The following is a 20,698-nucleotide window of genomic DNA, read 5'->3' as shown; positions in this document are numbered from 1 at the left end:
CCTCTAGTTTTTGTTTGCTTGGTATTGATCGTAGTATTTTTGTTTAATAGCGAGGTAATCAGAAAGTCCGTATTTTTCAAGTTCTTTCTTGTAATCATCCCACTCAGTATCAATATTGCCATTTACAATCCATTCAGCACGTTTACGGTAGATATAGTCATTCATATCTGCTTCGATATGGGCAATTTTGTCCAAATCTTCCTGTGTCATAAAGACTCTTGGATAGTTATTGTCATTGCTCATGTAAGGAACATAATATTCTTTGATAAGATCCAAACGCCATTTGGCATCATCAGGCATGGTTGTTACTTTACCATAGTATGAATCTAGGATAGCTAGTGGTCCTCCTACTTCAGTATTTTGACGAAGTTCTGCTGGTGCAGTTCCGTTTAGTGGTAAGTGTTTTAGACTATTTGACGCTTGATCCAATTCAAAGATGTTTTGTTGTTTGTCATCTCCGTAAGTTCCCCAGTTATTTTGCACAGATTGGAGTGGAGCGTATTGTGCATCAATCCATTTAGCTGTCAATTCTAGGTTTTTGTTTACACTGGTAATAACCATCTTGTCACGTGCAAATCCCATACCGTTTGTACGAGCTACGTGTTTTTGACCACTTGGTCCAGCAAGTACTGGTAAAACATCATAACTTTCATTACTTCCAGTAACATTACTCTTATCCCATGTAAAGTAAACACCAAATTTCTGATCATGACCTTTAGCAATGTAACTATTCCAATCATGTTCGAAAGCTTCTTTATCAATCAAGCCTTTTTCTTGCAATTGACGGATAAATTTGACACCTTCTTTATAGTTATCATTATCTGCTGTGAAATCAACTTTGCCATCATTTCCTACTACTAAATGATCATCGTTATCCCCTATACCAAATGCAGCAAATAGGAATTTAAAATCTTCGTTTCCGTTACCACTAATAAATGAAAATGGAATTTCATCAGCCTCTCCATTTCCATTTGGATCCCCGTTTTTGAAAGCTTCTAGGACTTTAATCAAATCATCAGTAGTTTTTGGCATTTCAAGACCAAGTTTCTTAAGCCAATCTTTGTTAATCCAAGCCATATCGTTGACGCTGTGAATAGACTCTTTACCATCTCCAAGCTCTTCAATCCATGGGAATGAGTAAATGTGCCCATCAGGTGCTGTCATCAAGGCCTTGTACTCTGGTTTCTCATCCAAAATTTTCTTAAGATTTGGCATGTATTTATCAATCAAATCTTCAACTGGAATAATAACACCTTTTTTAGCCCAGTTCATCAAGTCCACATCTGAAGCTCCGTCGTTGTGGATAGCATCTGGTAAATCACCACTAGAAATATCCAAGTTACGTTTTTCTGCAAAGTCGGATTGGTAGTTGGTCCAGTCAATATGAACGCCAGTTTCCTTCTCCAAACGTTGCAAAATTAACTTTTCATTTGGGTCTTTTGGTGCTAGAGGTGAACTAGCTGTCATAAACTTCAATGTTTTCTTTTCTTGAAGCGGGAATGTTACACCTTCCAACTTATAATCTGGACTTGAAGCTGTATTTTTTGAGCCACAGGCTGCAAGTACTGCTAAACTAGCTGTCAACAAAACTGCTGATTTTGAGAATGTTTTGAATTTCATGAGAAAACTCCTTTTATTTTTTCTTTTTTATCCTTTAAGTAAACCAGCCATAATTCCTTTATCAAAGTATTTTTGGAAGAATGGATACATAACAATCAATGGCAAGCTAGAAATGACAATAGTTGCGTATTTAATCAATTCAGCTAAACGTTTCATTTCATTCATAGCCGCTTGTGCTCCAATCATGTCTTGACCTGGTTGGCTCTGAATGAGAATTTTACGAAGTACTAGTTGCAATGGTTCCAAGTTTGGATCCTTGATATAAATCATTGCATCAAAGTATGAGTTCCACTGGCCGACAAAAGCATAGAGGAAGAGAACAAACATAATTGGTTTTGCAAGAGGAAGCATGATTTTGAAGAAAATCTGTAAATCATTTGCACCATCAATGACCGCTGCTTCAACTAATTCTTCAGGCAATCCTTGGAAATAAGCCCTAGCAAGAATAATATTCCAAACATTGACAGCACCTGGAACAATGATAGCCCATGGAGTATTCAGCATGCCCAAATCTTTTACCAGCAAGTAAGTTGGGACTAAACCACCACCAAAGAACATGGTTACAATCAAGAAGTAGTTAATCCAACGGCGCCCTACCAAGTCTTTCTTAGAAAGAGGATAAGCTGTAAACACAGATAGCAAGACTGTTAAAGCCGCAAAGCCAAAAGAGTATAGTAGAGAATTGATAAAACCTCTTAGAATAGATTGGTCACTGAATACACGCTGGTAACCTTCTACCGTCCAATCGGCTGGATTAAAGCTAATCCCTCTACTAACCAGAACCTTAGGATCCATAAAGGATGCTACGACGATATAAAGTAAAGGAAGTAAGGTTATCAAAACGATAAAGACAATAATGATTTTATTTAAGAGTAAGATACGTCTATCAAATTTTGTATCCATAATCGAATTTTTCATGCTTCCCTCCTTAAATTCCTTCACCATTATTCACGCGTTTAACGATTTGGTTAACCGCGACTAGCAATACTACGTTAATCACTGCATTAAACAAACCAACCGCTGTTGAGTAAGAATAGTCTCCTGATACAAGACCAACTTTATAGACATATGTAGAGATAATTTCAGAAGTTGGCAAGTTCAACGATGTCTGCATCAGGAATGCTTTTTCATATCCGACATTCATGATTCCACCTGCAGCTAAAACAAATTGGATAACCATAATAGGCTTAAGAGCTGGAATATCAATGTGCCAGATTCGTTGGAAGATATTGGCTCCATCCAGTCGTGCTGCTTCTACTAAGGCTGGATCTACATTTACCAACGTTGCCGTGTAGAGCGTTGAAGCCCACCCCATTCCTTGCCAGATACCACTAAAGATGTATAAAGGTCTAAAGAAGTCTGGATTTGTCAAGAAGTCAGCCTTCATTCCAAACATAGAGAGAAAATTGTTAATTGGTCCTCCCACTGAAAAGAAAAGGAAAATCATACCAACGATAACAACGACTGAGATAAAGTTTGGTGCGTATAAAATGAGCTGAATTCGTTTTTTAACTTTTTCACTCAAGAGTTGATTGAGCATAATAGCAAGAATGATTGGTGGTAAAAAGCCAAGCAATAAACCATAGATACTTAATTTTAAAGTATTGGCTAACAAGATACCAAAGTTGGGAGAGGATATGAATTTTGTAAACTCAGAAAAACCAATCCAATCACTCCCTAAAATTCCTTTTAAGGGATTGTAATCTTTAAATGCGATTAAAACCCCGTACATAGGAATGTATTTAAAGATAAAGGTTAAAACTAAACCAGGGACAGTCATCAATAACAAGAGTTTTTGTTTCTTGATTCTTTCCCAAAGAGAAACTTGCTTCGCTTTGCTATTCATAGCAACCTCCTTTTTTGAAACGTTTCATTTTTTCCTAGAAAAGATAGCGCTTGGCGCTGTCTATTTATTTCTTTTTTGAAACGTTTCATTTTTGTTCTAAAAAATAAATCTTTTTTATCTGAATTCATTCTATCATTGATAGCGCTTTCTGTCAAGACTTATTTTCATTTTTTTGTTGTTTTTCCTTCAACAAATTTTACTGGTAGGATTGTCTGCAAATTAACAGCCTTTCCTTCTATGATATCAAATAGGATTCGTACAGCTTCTCTAGCCATTTCCTCCAGGGGTTGCTCAATTGTTGAAAGTAGATAATTTCTATCTCCAGCCATTTTAATTCCATCGTATCCAATAATTTGGACATCATGAGGAATACGTTTGCCATTTTTTTCTAGTATATCAATAACATCTAAAGCTGCAAAGTCGTTAATTGTAAAAATTCCATCTATAGAAGGATTTTCTTCCAAGAAACTCTCTAGCTTTCCATGATAGTCAGTAACTGTCTCATCCAAATCAAAAATACTAAGAGGTATTTTATGCTCTTGGACATACTTTTCAAATGAAATTCTACGACGTTTGGTTTCATTAATGGTTGTATTATGTCCACCCACAAAGGCTAAGTGCTGACATCCTTTACTAATTAATTGTTTAGCTGCTTCTCTTCCACCTGCATCATTATCTGATGAAACACAAGGAATTGCAATATCTGAGTATGTACGGTCAATACTGACAAAGGAATTTCTGACGACAGGTAATGTTCAATTGGACTATAGGTAATGGCAACCACTCCATCAACTTTATTATGACGCAACATCTCCAGATAGTCTTGCTCTCTATTTGTACCATTTATAGAACATAAGAGTAATTTATTATTCCTCTTATAGACTTCATTTTCCACATGCATAGCAAATTCTGAAAAAAGGGATGCCAGATACTTGGTACAATGATTGCAATCGTTTCTGTTCGATTTTTTTTTTCATTCCTCGAGCGTAGTAATCTGGAATGTAATTCAAGGTTTTAATTGCTCGTTCCACTTTTTTCAAGGTTACTTCTTTAATGCCTTTTTCTTTATTAATTACACGTGAAACTGTTCCAACACTAACTCCTGCTTCTAAAGCAACATCTTTCATGGTAATTGATTTTCTTTGTTCTACCATCTTATCACCTCCTTTCAATATATAGTATCATGCAAACGCTTTTTTAGCAACTATTTCTCAATCATTTTTGTCCAGACCCTTTTTACCATCATGGATAAAATCACTCCAATTGGCTTCCTAAAATCCCTTCAATTTCATATATAGGAATCTACCTACCACAGGAAAAGACTTTGTTTCTTCCTATCTCCCCTTTTTCATAACGTATTTCCGTACAGGTGCTTCAACCATTTGAACGATTTCAAATCCTTCTTTTTGGTAAAGATTCTGAGCTCTTTGATTTGCTTCGAGGACATTTAAAGAAATACTGTCTATATCTTCATTTTCAAAGGCCAAACTAACAAATTTCCTTAAAGCCTGCCTACCTAAGCCCTGCCCCTGTTTCTGGGGGTTGATAAAGAATCTTCCAATATGAAGATTGCTGTCTTCTAGCCTGATTTTCTGGATAAGCCCGACAAACTCGTGTCCATCAAAGATTGAAAAGACTCCTTCCAAGTCTTGCAAGGCTTGAAGGGTCAGTGGAAAAGGAATCCTTGGTCCCATCCATTGTTCTTGAAAGGATTTGCCAAGGGAGTTGGACCATTGGCATACGAGCTGAGCGTTTTCTGTGCTCACCTTTTCTTCAAAACGAATTATCATCTTGACCTCACCATCTTATCTATGTCTCTCCATTATACTACTTCTCCTATTTTTTACGAATAGATAAGTATGATTGATATTTATTTTTTTCTTGTCGGGAGTATTCTCGCTTCCTTTCTTGGTTTGGTCATTGACCGTTTTCCAGAGCAATCCATTATCAGTCCAGCCAGTCACTGCGATTCCTGTCAGACTCGCTTGCGTCCCTTAGATTTGATTCCGATTCTCTCACAGGTCTTCAATCGCTTTTGCTGTCGCTACTGCAAGGTCCGCTATCCTGTCTGGTATGCCCTCTTTGAACTAGGCTTAGGACTCCTCTTTCTGCTTTACTCTTGGGAATTACTTTCCTTGAGTCAAGTCATCCTAATCACTGCTGGTTTGACCTTGGGCATCTACGACTTTCGCCATCAGGAATATCCCTTACTGGTCTGGATGACTTTCCACCTAATCCTAATAGCTTCCTCTGGCTGGAATCTGGTCATGATCTCCTTCCTCATACTTGGAATTTTGGCTCATTTTATCGATATCCGCATGGGTGCAGGGGATTTCCTTTTTTTAGCTTCTTGCGCTCTCGTCTTTAGCGCAACAGAATTGCTCATCTTGATTCAGTTTGCTTCTGCAACGGGGATTCTAGCCTTTCTCCTGCAAAAGAAAAAGGAAAGACTTCCTTTCGTGCCTTTCCTCTTACTCGCTGCTTGTGTGATTATTTTTGGTAAGCTACTGCTTGTTTGATAAAGTCCAATTTCTGCCATATGTCCTTCATGAAATTATTTCACAGTTGAATTATAAATTATTTCTTTTGTACAAAGGAATGATGTTATCAAATCGATCTGTTCTTTTATCTTCTTGATACTGATCAAAAAATTTCATTTCGACTGAAAATATTTCGCTTATAAACTGTAAACGAATACTTTGTTTAGACATTATAGTCGCTAGACTGACTAGATGATTACTCAAAACGACGTCCAGAATACTCTTTACTTTGCTTGGTTTTTTAACAAAAATTTGATCATCCAGAGGTTCTATCATTTTGTAACCTTTTTGCGCAATTTGACGATAAAAGTAAGAATGTTGCTTTGGAGTCAATAATCCTAACTTAAAAGCTCGATACTCTAAAGCCTGTATCGAAACATTCAAATCCGACTTCAATAAAATATAACTATCAGGATTGCTGACACGCTTGCCAACCCTCTCTTCAAATTTGACTAAAAACTCTTCTTTTGGCAATAAAAAACATGATGCAAAATAATTTGCTTCTTGCTCCAAACGATCGCCATCTTCATTCATATCTTTATATTTGTGTAAAAGAATATGTCCTAGCTCATGAGCTAAGTCAAAATTTCGACGTACAGATGATTTATTCGTTCCCAACACAATGTAAGGTCTTCCCAATTTTGACCATGCGCTATAAGCATCAGCTTGACCATTAATTAATCGTTCCACGATATAGATGCCTGAACGTTCTAATTTATAAAGCAAATCATGATTATCTTTTGAAATACCTAATTTTTCCCTGGCATAAAGAGCCAATTCCTCAATGGATTTTCCCTTATGATAAGATTCACTCACTACATTACTTAGGTCATGAATTGTAATATTAGGTATAATTACAAAACTTTCAAAATAATCAATCAAACTATCTACCTTATGTAAATACATAGTTTGAATATCTATTGTTTTCCGTGTTGCTAGGTCTGCATTTCTAAAGGCAATTACAGAAGAATCAAATCGAATGCTCTCCTCTTCCTGTTCAAAATAAGTTAAATCAACATGAAATTGGTTAGCCAAATGCATTTTGGTTGATAATTTAGGTTTCGTTTCGTTGGACTCAAACTGCCAAATGGCTTGTTCCGTTAAATTAATTCTCTGAGCCAATTCTGCTCTACTTAAACCATTTAACAGCCGTAATTCTTTCAATACCCGACCATTAAACATTTACATACTCCTTACTACTTTTGACCTTCTTGTTTTTCTATTCTTGGAATAATTTCAAAATCTTCTGTTTCCGATAATTCTGAAAAATTAGGAATATCTTGATATTTAGCTTCTTCGAAATGGTACGAACTTGATTGAATATACTCAGACAAATCTTGAATCAAGTGTAACTGACCAGTTCGTGCATCAGGCATAACAACATCTACAGATATAATATTGTTTTCTGAGTCTGCCTCATAAGTTAAAATCATAAATTTTTCGATATTCGAATTTTTGGTAGCTTGTTCAATTTCTTGAATCATTTCATCAGAAACTAACTCCATCTGAATTGGAAAGGAATGACTATCTTCATCATTTTTGTAGGAAGAATGTTGATTAAGATAAAGTGTATTCATCTGAGCATATTCAAATAAGTAGCCACTCTTATTTTTTTGTACCAAAGGAAATTGGTTCGTAAGTCGCTTCTTACCCTTTATAATTAACAATACTTTCCCATATTTTTCTGTATTTGTTTCAAATTCTAAATATCCCCAAGTCTGTCCTGCTAATTGTAATTTATACTCAAACAAATCTGCTGATGCAAATGCAGTATCAATATGATTAGGTCGCGTCCATGCATAACCATTCGACACTATCATTGTCTCTCTTTTTTCTAGACGTTCATCGACATAATCTTTTTGACCTTTCATCAAAGTATCTACAATTTTTTGTGCCTTGAGCGAATCAAAGAGATCCTGATTTAACATAATTCTTCCTCCTCCGAATACTTTTTAATGAATTATATCATTTTCTTAAAGAAATTACTACAATAATTAGCTTTTTCTTAAAGTTTCATATCAGAGTAATTTGGCAAATGATATCTAAAACTAGCCTTTCTCCTACAAAAGAAAAAGGAAAGACTTCCTTTCGTGCCTTTCCTCTTACTTGCTGCTTGTGTGATTATTTTTGGTAAGCTACTGCTTGTCTGATAAAGTCCTGAATTGGCTCTCCTTGATGGAGAGCTTTTACAATTTTCGAACCAACGATAACGCCATCTGACACCGCATTAAAGCGTTCTACATCAGCTTGACTAGATACCCCAAATCCTGTCAAGACTGGGATGTCAGCCACTTGATGCAATTGTGCCAAGTGCTTATCCAAATCTGCGCGGTAATTGCCTGATTTCCCTGTCACCCCATTGATGGCAACAGCATAGACAAATCCTTCTGCTCCTTCAATCAACTCTTTCTGGCGCTCAAGTCCTGTTGTCAAACTAACTAGGGGTATCAAGGCAATGTCTGTATCTGCCAAAAATGGTTCTACAAAGTTGGCATGTTCATGAGGCAGGTCTGGGATAATCAAGCCCTTAACCGCTGTATCTACCAAATCTTTGACAAAGTTCTCCACACCGTACTGAAAGAGGGGGTTGAAGTAGGTCATGATGACCAGCGGAACCTCTGTTTCAATGGTTTTCAAGGTTTCAACCAAAGCCTGGGTAGAAGTCCCGTGGGCTAAACTACGCAAGCCAGCTTCTTCTATAACAGGTCCATCTGCGACAGGATCTGAAAAGGGAATGCCCACTTCAATTGCAGAGACACCCAAATCTTCTAAAAAGTGAATTGTTTCAGCAAGACCGTCCAAACCTTTTTCGTGGTCACCAGCCATGATATAAGGAACGAAAATTCCTTTTCCAGTTGCTTTTATAGCATTCAATTTTTCTGTTAGTGTCTTAGGCATGAGCTTCTCCCTTCTTTGCTGCATCTGCTTCCAAGCGGTCTTTGACTTGAACCACATCCTTGTCCCCACGACCCGATAGGCAGACAATCATAGACTTTTCTGGTCCAAGTTCTTTGGCCAATTTCACTGCAAAGGCGATAGCATGGCTAGATTCCAAGGCTGGGATAATCCCTTCCACACGAGACAAGAGTTGGAATCCTTCCAAGGCTTCTTCGTCCGTCACAGGAACATAGCTGGCACGTTTGATATCGTGGTAGTGAGAATGTTCTGGACCGATACCAGGATAGTCCAAACCTGCCGAGATAGAGAAGGCTTCAAGAATTTGACAATGAGCATCTTGGAGTACATCCATGAGGGAACCGTGAAGGACACCCGGACGACCCTTGGTCAAGGTAGCTGCGTGGTGCTCTGTGTCTACACCAAGTCCAGCTGCTTCAGCCCCATACATAGCTACTGACTCATCTTCTACAAATGGATGGAAGAGACCGATGGCATTCGACCCACCACCAACACAGGCTACTAGGGCATCTGGGAGATCTTGACCTGTCATATCGCGATACTGTTGTTTAGCTTCTCTACCGATGACACTTTGGAAGTCACGAACGATTTCTGGGAATGGATGAGGCCCCAAGGCAGAACCAAGGATATAGTGGGTGTCGTCGATATTTGCCACCCATGAACGAAGGGCTGCATTGACCGCATCCTTGAGCACGCGCGAACCGTCTGTCACTGCCTCAACCTTGGCTCCCAAAAGCTCCATACGGAACACATTGAGGGCTTGGCGTTTGACATCTTCCTCACCCATGTAGATAGTACATTCCATGTTAAAGAGGGCTGCAGCAGTTGCAGTTGCCACACCGTGCTGACCAGCACCTGTTTCAGCGATAATTTTCTTTTTGCCCATGCGTTTAGCCAGAAGAACTTGTCCCAAGGCATTGTTAATCTTGTGAGCCCCTGTATGGTTGAGGTCTTCCCGTTTAAGATAAATCTTGGCTCCGCCGATATGCTGGGTCAAGTTTTTTGCGTAGTAAAGAGGAGTTTCACGCCCCACATACTGGCGTAAGAGTTGGTTCAATTCCTCTTGGAAACTTGGGTCTGCCTGACTTTCACGGTAAGCCTTCTCCAACTCCAAAACTGCTGTCATCAATGTTTCTGGGACAAAACGTCCGCCGAATTTTCCGTAAAATCCATCTTTATTTGGTTCTTGATATGTCATTCTTTACCCTCTCTATAAATCTTCTAATCTTTTCATGATTTTTTTGTCCATCTGTCTCCACTCCGCTCGATACATCTACTGCATAGGGAGTAAAGTGTTGAATTGCTTTTACTACATTGTCTTCATTAAGCCCACCTGCGATAAAGAAAGGCTGAGTTAGTCCAATCGTATCCAGTTGACCCCAGTCAAAGGTCTGACCACTCCCAGCCACAGGGGCATCAAAGAGTAGATAGTCTGCCTGAGAATTGGGCACATGACCCTCTCCATCCACCTGCACAGCCTGAATACTGGCACAAGGCAAATTCTCAAACAAATCATCCGCCACCTGACTGTGAACTTGAACCAAGTCTAGGCCAACTTTTTCAATCGCTTCTAGCAGTTTTGACCGACTTGGTGAAACAAATACACCAACCTTTTTGACATCTGCAGGAATAAGCTTTGCCAGCTCAGCAGCCTGATCCAAGGTCACTTGTCTTTTACTAGGTGCAAAGACAAAACCGATGTAGTCGGCTCCTGCTGATACGGCTGTTTCCACCGCTTCTTTGGTCGATAGTCCACAAATCTTAACCTTTGTCAATCTGCAACTCCTTGATTCTCTGGGCCACATCTTCTGCCTGCATAAGAGCTGTCCCTACCAAAATTCCGTTAAAGTATGGGGCTAGTCGTTCCGCATCCTGCCCTGTGAAAATGGCAGATTCAGAAATGTAATAGCGACCTTCCTCAAAGTAAGGGGCTAAATCTACACTGGTCTGCAAGTCGACCTCAAAGGTAGTCAAGTTGCGGTTGTTGACCCCGATAATCTCAGCACCAAGTCTGTGGGCTAGCTCTAGTTCAGCTAGATTGTGAGTCTCCACTAAGACTTCCAGACCAAGCTCTGTCGCGTAGTCATACAGTTCCTTGAGGCGTTCTTCGGACAAGGCTGCCACAATGAGCAAGATAACTGTCGCACCTGCATTGCGAGCGCGGATGATTTGCTTTTCATCGATGATAAAGTCTTTGTTGAGCGTCGGAATCTCTACCTGACTGGAAATTTCCCGTAGATAATCCAAATGCCCTTTAAAGAAAACCTCATCTGTCAACACCGAAATCATCACTGCTCCATTTGCTTCATAAGTCTGGGCCTGTTGCACAATATCCACATCGAGATTGATATCTCCCAGACTAGGGCTAGCCTTCTTGACTTCTGCGATTACTTGCAAGCGGTCCTGATGATTCTTCAAAAATTCTGCCAAGCGATAGGTCTGGCGCAGGGACTGGATTTCCTCCAGCTCCATCTGCTCAACCTCACGCGCCTTCTGCTCCAAAATTCGTGCTAAAAATTCCTGACTCATTTTTGGTACTCCTGTAACAGTCTGAGTTTTTCAAGGGCCTTGCCACTAGCAATCACTTGACGAGCTAAGGCAACTCCATCCTTGATACTAACTACCTTACCATTAGCATAGAAACCAAGACCTGCATTTAAAACTGTCGTTTCCAAGAATGGACTTGGTTCATTTTTAAGAACGCTGAGCAAAATTTCTCCATTTTCCTGAGCATTGCCTCCACGAATATCTTCGATAGCGTAGCGCTCCATTCCCAAATCCTCGGGAGTAAAGCTTGATAAGGTGATTTCGCCATTTTCAAGAAGTGCAATTTTGGTTGTTCCATTCAAACCAGCTTCATCCAACCCTTCTGGTCCAGCAACCACGATGGCACGTTTGCGACCCATATTTTTCAAAACCTGAGCTGTACTTTCTAGGAGTTCTGGACGACTAATTCCAAGAAGCTGTGTTTCTAAAGCCATTGGATGAATCAGGGGACCAGTCAAGTTCATAATCGTTGGAATTCCCAATTCCAAACGAGCTGGCATGATGTATTTCATAGCTGGGTGCATATTTTTAGCGAAGAGAAAGACGATTCCAGTTTTATCAAAGACCTTACCTAGTTCAGCTGGTTTGAGATCAAGATTGATTCCCAAGGCTTCGAGGACATCTGCAGAACCAGATTTAGAAGAAATCGAGCGGTTACCGTGTTTTGCCATATGAACACCGTCACCAGCCAAGACAAAGGCTGCAGTTGTGGAAATATTAAAACTGAAAGACCTGTCTCCACCTGTACCACAGTTGTCCATGGCATCATGAATCTCAGTTGGAATATGTTGGGCATGTCCTCTCATGACTTGGGCAATGGCTGTGCGTTCTTCAGGTGTTTCCCCCTTCATCTTAAGAGCTAAGAGGAGAGAAGCAATCTGCGCTTCCGTTACACGCCCAGTTACGATACGCTCAATGACATCCATCATTTCCACACCTGATAAATTTTCAAATTTTGCTAGTTTTTCAATAATCTCTTTCATCCTAGTTTCCTCACTTTACAACCTTCTCGATAAAATTCCGAATAGAAGACAAGCCGTCTGGCGTTCCAATGCTCTCTGGATGGTACTGGAAGCCATAAATCGGTAGGTTTTTATGTTGAATCCCCATGATGGCTTGGTCATCAGTCGAACGAGCTGTCACTTCAAAGTCTTCTGGCATTTCCTCAATCAAAATACTGTGATAACGCATGACCGCACGGCCATCCTCAATACCTTGATACAAAACAGATGGCGCTTCAAAGTTGATATTGCTCTGTTTCCCATGCATGACTTTTGGAGCCAAACCTAGCTTACCACCAAAGACTTCTGCAATGGCTTGGTGACCCAAACAAATCCCTAGAATCGGCTTCTTGCCTGCAAAATCACAAATCATGTCTTCCATCTTTCCAGCATCAACTGGCCAACCAGGACCAGGAGAAAAGACCAGACCATCTGCTTTTTCAGCTTCTTCATACAGCTTGGAATCATCATTTCTCAGAACCTGAACTTCTGCAAAATTCCCAATGTATTGGGCCAAGTTATAGGTAAAAGAATCATAGTTGTCAATCAATAAAATCATGGTCTTAGTTCTCCAATTCTAGTCATAGATTTTGCTTTGTTAATGGTTTCTTGGTATTCGTTTTGGGCGATAGAGTCGTAGACAATCCCTGCCCCAGCCTGCACATAGGCTCTTTGATTTTTGAGAATCATGGTTCGGATGGCAATGGCCAAATCCATATCACCCGTCGCAGACAAGTAGCCGATTGCTCCCGCGTATACGCCCCGTTTTTCTGTTTCCAGTTCATAGATGCGTCTCATAGCTCGAATCTTTGGTGCTCCAGAAACTGTTCCAGCAGGAAGTGTTGATTTCAAGGCATCCATAGCAGTGAGTTCTGGAAGCAAACGTCCCTTGACCACGCTGGTCAAATGCATAACATAGCGGAAGAGCTCCACCTTCATATACTTAGTAACTTGGACACTGGCCGTTTCAGAGATGCGGCCAATATCGTTACGCCCCAAGTCTACCAACATTCGATGTTCTGCTGTTTCCTTCTCATCAGAGAGGAGGTCAGTCGCCAAGGTCTTGTCTTCTTCATCCGTAGCCCCTCTTGGTCGCGTCCCTGCAATCGGATTGGTTGTCACGATGCCATTTTTGACAGAAACTAAACTTTCTGGACTAGCTCCGATGATTTGATAATCCCCAAAATCATAGAAATAAAGGTAATTAGAAGGATTAGTCACGCGGAGATTTCTGTAGAAGTCAAATGGATTTCCAGTAACTTCTGCTGAGAAACGCTGGCTGAGTACACATTGGAACATATCTCCGTTACGAATCAAGTCACGAGCTGTTTCTACCATTCCCTCAAACTTATGTGGAGCGATATGCGGTTTGAAGTCTAACGGAGATAGATCCAAGTCTTCAAATTCATTTGGAGCAGGAATGCGTAATTCCTCAAGCACTTGGTTCAAGGATTTTTCCAAGGCCTCTTGACTGCGCTCACTATAGAGAGCATCCTCGATGACATGAATTTTTTCCTTCTTGTGGTCAAAGACAATGTAACTCTCATAGACGAAGAAATGCATGTCTGGCGTTCCAATTGTATCTTCAGGAATTTGACCAATTTCTTCATAAAGCGAAATCATATCGTAACCAACAAAACCAATAGCTCCACCACCAAAAGGGAGCTCTGAATGGTGCTGGCTCTTATGAGTCACTTCATAAAGGAAATCCAAGGGATCCTGATCAATCATTTTCCCATTTTGGTAAAGAACTCCATTTTCAAACTTAATCTCAAAAACAGGATTATAGGCTAAGATAGAAAAACGAGCTGTTTCCTTGTCTCTCGGAATACTCTCTAAGATAACCTTGTGTTGTCCCTTTAAGCGCATATAAGCTAAGATTGGTGATAAGACATCTCCATGAATGATTCGTTCCATTGTAATTTCCCTTTCAGTTCTACTTCTAGTCCGTGGCGACTGTATGAAAAATCCCCACGCAAAATAACTTGCGTGAGGACGAAATTCGCGGTGCCACCTCAATTATAGGATTTCTCCTATCTCTCATTCCTGTCTTAGAAAGATTCTGTAACAGGCTGTGCGATAAAGGGCACTCCCTTGAGAATGATGTTTTCTTCTCTCGTTTCAGATGGACCCAACCTTACAGTTTTCTCTGCTTGTTTTCAGCAACCACAAGCTCTCTGTGAGAGAAAGGACTGTAATTTTTCCATCTTTTATTTTTTAGCTTCTAGGTAGTCTGCAATCGCAGCTAGGTCCTTGCCTCCACGACCAGAGACATTGATGAAGAGATGTTCATCTCGGTACACCTTTATACTCTTCAAACCGCGTCAACTTCACCTTGCCGTAGGTATGGTTACTGACTTCGTCAGTTCTATCTGCAACCTCAAAACAGTGTTTTGAGCTGACTTCGTCAGTTCTATCCACAACCTCAAAACAGTATTTTGAGCTGACTTCGTCAGTTCTATCCACAACCTCAAAACAGTGTTTTGAGCAACCTGCGGCTAGTTTCCTAGTTTGCTCTTTGATTTTCATTGAGTATTACTAGCTTTTTTCGTATTAGTTAAGCCTTTTTGTTTGCTTTTAGTAGTAGGCAAGGAGCTGTAGATAGAACTCAAGTTCATCAAAGCGACTTAAGGCCCTAATAAAAGATAAACAAAATGACGGATAGAAAAAAGCCCACACACGGAATCTACTTCCATGTGAGGGCGTTGGTAACGCGGTGCCACCTCAATTATAAAGGAACTATCTCCTTTACATCTCTGCCTTGTCTAACAACAAGCTGCACTGTAAGGTGTGCGCACCGAATTTTCATTGTTTCAAATTCATTTTCAAAATCAGCCCACTTTCACTACTTCCAACCACCTATTCACAACCACCACAGGCTCCCTGAAGATCAAAAATAGTTACTTTTCTGATTTGTTGAACTTATTTTAATACTTTGTTTTTTCTTTGTCAAGACTTTTTTACGATTTTTTTGAAAATATCATTCGAATGTGACCATGTCTTCCTTAAATCGAACATGAACATGTCCCACTTGTTAGAAATTGGATCCAACTCAATAGAAACTGAATGGAGGCTAAACAGAACTTATTTTAGAACACTCCATCTTTTCCACTAGGATTTTCAAGAATTAAACAATACTAGAAACTCTGTCTCCTAACAAATTTAGGAGAAACTTCAACAGATGTGACACTTTCCCCTTTAATAATTGCTAAAACACCTTCTATCATTTCTTTAGCCAATTTAACATAATTGGGAGCAATTGTAGACAAAGCTGGAGTATAATACTGAGAAATAGGAATATTATCAAATCCAATGATAGAAATATCATCTGGAATAAGAATTCCTTTCTCATAGCACGCACGAATCAAGCCCTGAACCTTTTCATCTCCTGAAACAAAAATAATGTCCGGATAATTTTGGGTAGTCAAGTGCTGCATTGCATAAGAATAAACTGAATCAATTGTAGATAAGCCATAAATGACTTTTAAATCCATAAAGTAATTTTTATCATTCAGAAAAGAACGCACACCTCTTTCACGATCCTTATTAACATGGGATTCTCCTCCCATAAGCAACCACATATTTTTAAATTTTTCTTCAGTTACAGCTTTCATCATATCATAAGTAGCTTGAAAATTATTATTAGATACATAGACTACTCCAGACGTTTGAGATTCACCGAAAACAAGAAAAGGCATATGGTTCTTCTTTAAATACTGAATTCTGATATCATCTACACTTTCATAAAAAACAATAACACCATCTACTAGGCTACCTGTGCTTGATATAATTGAATTACTAATTGTATCCTCCTCTCCAAAGTACTCAACTATAGCATTAACACCAAATTCTTTACACGTCCGTAACACTTTATCTAACAGCGTATGAAACCAAATTAAAGGAAAAGAGTCGATTTTTTTTACAGAAATCAATATATTTATAGCTTCTTTTTTAGTTAAATTTTTTGCATACGCATTTGGAATATACGACAATTCCTCTATAACTTTTTGAATCGCTTGATAAGTTTCTTCTTTAACATTTACTCCACCATTAATAACTCGTGAAACTGTTTTTGGAGAAAAACCTGATAAACGTGCAATATCATAAATAGTTACCTTTTTCCCATTTATATTTTTCATTTCAGTCCTCCATTACGAACATTCTAATATTACTATACAATATTTAATTTTTTTTAACAAGAGAATTTAGTAAATTATTTAAGATCCACAAATTCACAAAATTAATTTTACAAATATTCTTTCCCTTCAAAAAAGTTTAAATTGCATTTCACACCTTTATTTTTAAGAATGTTTCCAACTTCACGACAAATAAATTCATATGAGAAAAAACTGCCATAAAATTGTAGATTAACTTTTTCAGTAAAATGTGTAGGATTTATAAAAACATATAATAGCCTGTCAATGTAACATTTTAACATAGAGTTAATTTTTTCTTTAAAGATAACATTTGTTATCAACTCATCAGGAGGTAAATGAAAGGCAAACACCATTTCACAAATATCATAAAAAGAAATAAATTTGTATACTTGTATCAAACAATTATTATCAAAATATTCTATTTTACCTAAATCAAAATTGATTTTATAATCTTTCATAAAAACCTCTGAGCAAAAATCTACTCAAAAATTAGATGATTAAAACATCAAAAAAACAAAAGGACAAAAACATCTGTCCCTTTGTTTACTAAATTTCAGCTAATTTCTTCGACATAAATAACACCTACAATATTAGCAATTTCTTCCATTAGTTTAAGGTGCTCAAATCTACCTGATAATTCCAGAGTAATAAATGACGCGATTTTTTTGTCTGGAACATCAAAATATTCAATTCTGTCAGAATTAACATCTCCAAATGCAGTTCTAGAATCAGTCATTCTAATGCCATTTTCTGCACAATAAACCAATACACGATTATAGGCTTCTGTAGATTTAACCACTATATACAATTCAATCATTTTAGAACGATTTCGTAGATATTTTTTTAGTGGTTGGAACATGGATATCACACCCCAAACAGAAATGGCTACTAAAAGAGCTCCCTCATAAAAACCTACTCCAATAGCTAATCCAATTCCAGCTGAAGCCCATATTGGCTGCAGTTGTTAAACCAGTTATTTTCTTTTTATCTGTAATAAGTATTGTTCCAGCCCCAAGAAAACCAACACCTGATATAACCTGCGCACCTAAGCGTGTAGGATCTCCTGTACCAAATTTATAAGATACGTATTCATTCGTCATCATAATTAAACATGCAGCCAGACAAACAATACTATGTGTACGAATACCTGCTGGTTGAGATTTACTTCCTCTCTCTAAACCAATTACACCACCAATAACTACTGATAAAACAATCCTGACAACTATTTCAATATGTGATAACCCAAGACTAGTGGCTGTCATGATTATTTCCTTACTTTACGCCCCTTAGTCTTTGTGTGAAGTATAATACAGTTCCAGAAACAATCATCAGAACAATTGTATAAACAAATACCAGAGCTTGTGCATTAGATGTTGCTGTTTCATCACCTGCAGATCGAATCGTAATACCTAATGGTTGAGCTAGGGGATGGTAAAGGAATACAGATAAGTCGAAGTCAGTTAATAAAGAGTTAAAGTTTAAAGCAATAACAGAGAGAACAATAGAGTAAAATAAATGGAATGATAACCTTCATCATAGTATAAAAAGGTGAAGCACCCATACTTCTTGCTGCATCTTCCATCTCATCATCAACACTAAATAAAATAGCACGTACCATTCTATAAGAAAATGGGATTTTTACAACTATATATGCAATAAGTAGAATTACCAAACCACCTACCAAAATCTGATTCAAGACAAGAAATTGTGGCTGATTAAAAGTAAATAATAAACTTACTGCTAAAAGTGTACTTGGTAGTAACCAAGGAAGTAGAGCACCATATTCAAATAAGAAATCAAAACGAGATTTATGTTTTCTGACAACACGAGCAAATACAACTGCGAGAATTGTTGCTGTTGTCGCAGCAATAATAGAATAAATAAAGCTGACCAAGAATGGAGAGAATGCCGCACTATTACTAAAGAATAAGCGATAATTTTCTAAAGTAAAGTTTGATAATGTTAAGTTACCTGTTTGAATTGCAACTGGATCTGTAAATGAGTATAATACTATAAAAATTAGTGGAAGCATGAAAACTGTGAACAATCCATATGCTACAATGTGAGCAATGATATTCCAAGGCTTAGACGCAATTTTTTGTTTTTTAAGAGGCGCTTTAGTCTTAGAGATAGAAATATAATTTCCACCTTTTTCTATCTTATTCATGATAGTAAGCAAAATTGTAGTTGCAATACCTAAAATAATTGCAAGTAAGGCAGCTAAATCACGAGAATTCCCCATCCCTGCAAATGTAATAATCATTGGATTTATAGTTTGAAATTCTTTACCACCAACAATCATGGGTGCTGCTACTGCAGATAAACCACTAAGAAAAACCATAATAGTAAGTGCAAATAGAGTTGGAATTAAGGTTGGTAACACTACTTTTCGGAAAACAGTAAATGGTTTTGCTCCCATATTTCGAGCAGCCTCAATAGTGTGATAGTCAACGCTTCGAATTGTATTTGTTAAAAACAATGTATGATTAGCAGTTCCTGAAAATGTCATAATGAATAAGACTGCACCATACCCAATAAACCAGTTAGGGTCTAAAGAAGGGATAACATTTTGTAAAAATTTTGTAATCAATCCATAAGGACCATAGACAAATTTATATCCAGTCGCTAAAACCACTCCTCCATAAATTAAAGAAGTCATATAACCTAATTTTAAAATTTTAGCACCTTTAATATCAAAGTACTCTGTAAATAGAACACAAAGAATACCTACGATATTAACTGTAATAATGAGTGAAAATGCTAACTTAAAACTGTTCATAATACTCTGAAGTGCTCTCTGAGATTTTAGAACACGATGTACAGCATCAAGGGAAAATTCTCCTCCTTTTACAAATACATTCACTACTAGATCAAAGTTTGGATAAATAATAAATGTTACTAAGAACCAGATTAACCCTAAACGAATAAGCCAATCTTTTAAATTTAATTTATGACGCATACTGCACCTCCTTAAAATTGCAGAACGTCTGATGGAGTGATAAATAATTCCACACTTTCTCCGACAGATCTAATAGCAGCCTGACTATCAATACTTGTTACATTAAGAATCTGACTTTCAGAAACTTTTATTGTATAGTGAATTGTAACTCCAGAAAACTCAACATCAATAATTGTCCCTTTTAGAATAAAATCTTGTTCAGTTTCACGATTGAATCGAACTTTCTCTAATCGAATGTATCCTTTTTTATCCTCTAAGAAAACGCTTGTATTTTTCAATAATACTTCGTGGACTGTTTCATCAGTCAAAACATTAATATCTCCAATAAAATCACATACAAATTCAGTTTGAGAATTATGATAAATTTCTACTGGTGTACCGACCTGTTCGATGTATCCATTGTTAAAGACTGCAATTCTATCAGATAAAGTCAAGGCTTCCTCTTGATCATGAGTAACATATAAAGTAGTAATACCTAACTCTTTTTGAAGTCTTTTCAACTCTTTTCTCAAATCTACACGTAATTTTGCGTCAAGGTTTGACAATGGTTCATCTAGACAAAGAATTTTAGGTTCAAGAACCAGAGCACGAGCCAATGCTACCCTTTGTTGTTGACCCCAGATAATTCTGATACATTACGCTGTAACTGTTGATCAGAGATCTTAATTTTTGCTGCTACTGCTGATACTTTAGCTTTAATAACATCTGGAGCTACCTTCTTAACTTTTAAACCAAATGCAATATTATCAAAAACAGTCATAGTTGGAAATAGCGCATAAGATTGAAATACAATACCAATTCCACGCTTTTCAGGTTCCAAATGAGTGACATCTGTTCCATTAACTTCAATACTTCCTGATGATGGATTTAGAAAACCTACCAAAGCTCTCAAAGTAGTTGATTTACCACATCCTGAAGGCCCAAGAAAAGTAAAGAATTCCCCTTCATGTATATCTAAATTCAGATTATCAATTGCAACAAAATCACCATATTTAATTTGAATATTATCAAATTTAATCATCTCACTAACTCCCTCTATCACTAAAACCAAAAGCCTCTCTTTATTTCTTCCATAAATTTAGAAATAATAGAGAGACTTGGACATAAAAATT

Annotated in this window: 17 protein-coding genes, 5 pseudogenes and 2 other annotated features; of the genes and pseudogenes, 2 read left to right on the top strand and 20 right to left on the bottom strand. The window is 37.8% G+C overall.

The features are described from left to right. Positions 1–3: 3 nt before the first annotated feature. The 5 genes and pseudogenes from QMQ21_RS03415 to QMQ21_RS03395 all read right to left on the bottom strand — a co-directional run bounded on the left by QMQ21_RS03415 (position 4) and on the right by QMQ21_RS03395 (position 5,256). Positions 4–1,620 carry an ABC transporter substrate-binding protein gene (locus QMQ21_RS03415; RefSeq protein WP_261813909.1) on the bottom strand — a complete coding sequence of 539 codons (1,617 nt, stop codon included), beginning with the start codon at positions 1,618–1,620 and terminating at the stop codon, positions 4–6. A gap of 27 nt (positions 1,621–1,647) precedes the next feature. Then, the gene (locus QMQ21_RS03410) at positions 1,648–2,538 is read right to left on the bottom strand and encodes a carbohydrate ABC transporter permease (RefSeq protein ID WP_031243260.1); all 891 of its coding nucleotides are present in this window, start codon (positions 2,536–2,538) and stop codon (positions 1,648–1,650) included. A 10-nt stretch (positions 2,539–2,548) separates the two neighbouring features. Then, complete coding sequence (locus QMQ21_RS03405) at positions 2,549–3,466, bottom strand: ABC transporter permease (RefSeq protein WP_001084980.1); 918 nt, start codon at positions 3,464–3,466, stop codon at positions 2,549–2,551. A 164-nt stretch (positions 3,467–3,630) separates the two neighbouring features. Then, positions 3,631–4,620: pseudogene (locus tag QMQ21_RS03400) on the bottom strand (LacI family DNA-binding transcriptional regulator). Between the two features lie 180 nt (positions 4,621–4,800). Next, entirely contained in the window at positions 4,801–5,256 is a 456-nt protein-coding gene (locus QMQ21_RS03395) for a GNAT family N-acetyltransferase (protein WP_023935660.1), read from the bottom strand. A 69-nt stretch (positions 5,257–5,325) separates the two neighbouring features. Between QMQ21_RS03395 and QMQ21_RS03390 the strand changes: the two genes are divergently transcribed. After that, positions 5,326–5,985 (top strand): prepilin peptidase, encoded by a 660-nt coding sequence (locus QMQ21_RS03390; RefSeq protein WP_000565602.1) that lies wholly within the window; start codon positions 5,326–5,328, stop codon positions 5,983–5,985. Positions 5,986–6,036: 51 nt separating this feature from the next. Here QMQ21_RS03390 and QMQ21_RS03385 read toward each other — a convergent pair whose 3' ends face one another. Together QMQ21_RS03385 and QMQ21_RS03380 are read right to left on the bottom strand one after the other, a co-directional pair. Further along, positions 6,037–7,188, bottom strand: a complete 1,152-nt coding sequence (locus QMQ21_RS03385) for a spr1629 family repressor/antitoxin (protein ID WP_000481761.1) — start codon at positions 7,186–7,188, stop codon at positions 6,037–6,039. 14 nt (positions 7,189–7,202) lie between these two features. After that, complete coding sequence (locus tag QMQ21_RS03380) at positions 7,203–7,934, bottom strand: spr1630 family ClpXP-sensitive toxin (protein ID WP_023935659.1); 732 nt, start codon at positions 7,932–7,934, stop codon at positions 7,203–7,205. A 120-nt stretch (positions 7,935–8,054) separates the two neighbouring features. Between QMQ21_RS03380 and QMQ21_RS03375 the strand changes: the two are divergent. Beyond that, a pseudogene (locus QMQ21_RS03375) lies at positions 8,055–8,156 on the top strand (prepilin peptidase); the annotation flags it as partial. On the opposite strand, the gene trpA reads toward QMQ21_RS03375, so the two are convergent. From trpA to QMQ21_RS03310, 13 genes and pseudogenes are all read right to left on the bottom strand, one after another. Continuing rightward, on the bottom strand, positions 8,128–8,904 hold the full coding sequence (gene trpA, locus QMQ21_RS03370; protein ID WP_023935658.1) for a tryptophan synthase subunit alpha: 777 nt from the start codon (positions 8,902–8,904) through the stop codon (positions 8,128–8,130). The pseudogene QMQ21_RS03375 and the gene trpA sit on opposite strands and share 29 nt — an antisense overlap. Beyond that, entirely contained in the window at positions 8,897–10,120 is a 1,224-nt protein-coding gene (gene trpB, locus QMQ21_RS03365) for a tryptophan synthase subunit beta (RefSeq protein ID WP_023935657.1), read from the bottom strand. Before trpB ends, trpA begins: the two co-directional genes overlap by 8 nt. Next, on the bottom strand, positions 10,098–10,697 hold the full coding sequence (locus QMQ21_RS03360) for a phosphoribosylanthranilate isomerase (RefSeq protein WP_023935656.1): 600 nt from the start codon (positions 10,695–10,697) through the stop codon (positions 10,098–10,100). Before QMQ21_RS03360 ends, trpB begins: the two co-directional genes overlap by 23 nt. Further along, a complete protein-coding gene (gene trpC, locus QMQ21_RS03355) occupies positions 10,684–11,451 on the bottom strand; it encodes an indole-3-glycerol phosphate synthase TrpC (protein ID WP_023935655.1) in 768 nt (255 codons plus the stop codon). The genes QMQ21_RS03360 and trpC overlap by 14 nt, the downstream gene beginning before the upstream one ends. Next, positions 11,448–12,452, bottom strand: coding sequence for an anthranilate phosphoribosyltransferase (trpD, locus tag QMQ21_RS03350; RefSeq protein ID WP_023935654.1), 1,005 nt, complete (start codon positions 12,450–12,452; stop codon positions 11,448–11,450). The genes trpC and trpD overlap by 4 nt, the downstream gene beginning before the upstream one ends. Before the next feature lie 10 nt (positions 12,453–12,462). Continuing rightward, positions 12,463–13,029 (bottom strand): aminodeoxychorismate/anthranilate synthase component II, encoded by a 567-nt coding sequence (locus tag QMQ21_RS03345; protein ID WP_000601921.1) that lies wholly within the window; start codon positions 13,027–13,029, stop codon positions 12,463–12,465. Next, on the bottom strand, positions 13,026–14,387 hold the full coding sequence (gene trpE, locus QMQ21_RS03340; RefSeq protein WP_000439608.1) for an anthranilate synthase component I: 1,362 nt from the start codon (positions 14,385–14,387) through the stop codon (positions 13,026–13,028). The genes QMQ21_RS03345 and trpE overlap by 4 nt, the downstream gene beginning before the upstream one ends. A 71-nt stretch (positions 14,388–14,458) precedes the next feature. Next, positions 14,459–14,684 (bottom strand) — a binding site (T-box leader). A 75-nt stretch (positions 14,685–14,759) separates the two neighbouring features. Continuing rightward, positions 14,760–14,999, bottom strand: a complete 240-nt coding sequence (locus QMQ21_RS03335) for a hypothetical protein (protein WP_064496340.1) — start codon at positions 14,997–14,999, stop codon at positions 14,760–14,762. A 166-nt stretch (positions 15,000–15,165) separates the two neighbouring features. Next, positions 15,166–15,396 (bottom strand) — a binding site (T-box leader). Between the two features lie 211 nt (positions 15,397–15,607). Next, positions 15,608–16,609, bottom strand: coding sequence for a LacI family DNA-binding transcriptional regulator (locus tag QMQ21_RS03330; protein WP_000789949.1), 1,002 nt, complete (start codon positions 16,607–16,609; stop codon positions 15,608–15,610). 107 nt (positions 16,610–16,716) lie between these two features. Next, positions 16,717–17,085 (bottom strand): hypothetical protein, encoded by a 369-nt coding sequence (locus QMQ21_RS03325; RefSeq protein ID WP_000656287.1) that lies wholly within the window; start codon positions 17,083–17,085, stop codon positions 16,717–16,719. Between the two features lie 95 nt (positions 17,086–17,180). Then, positions 17,181–17,889 (bottom strand): annotated as a pseudogene (locus QMQ21_RS03320) (MgtC/SapB family protein). A gap of 2 nt (positions 17,890–17,891) precedes the next feature. After that, positions 17,892–19,586: pseudogene (locus QMQ21_RS03315) on the bottom strand (ABC transporter permease). Positions 19,587–19,597: 11 nt separating this feature from the next. Next, positions 19,598–20,607, bottom strand: a pseudogene (locus QMQ21_RS03310) (ABC transporter ATP-binding protein). Positions 20,608–20,698 lie beyond the last annotated feature (91 nt).

Source organism: Streptococcus bouchesdurhonensis (genome assembly GCF_948472335.1).
This window is presented reverse-complemented; position numbering and strand designations above follow the sequence as displayed.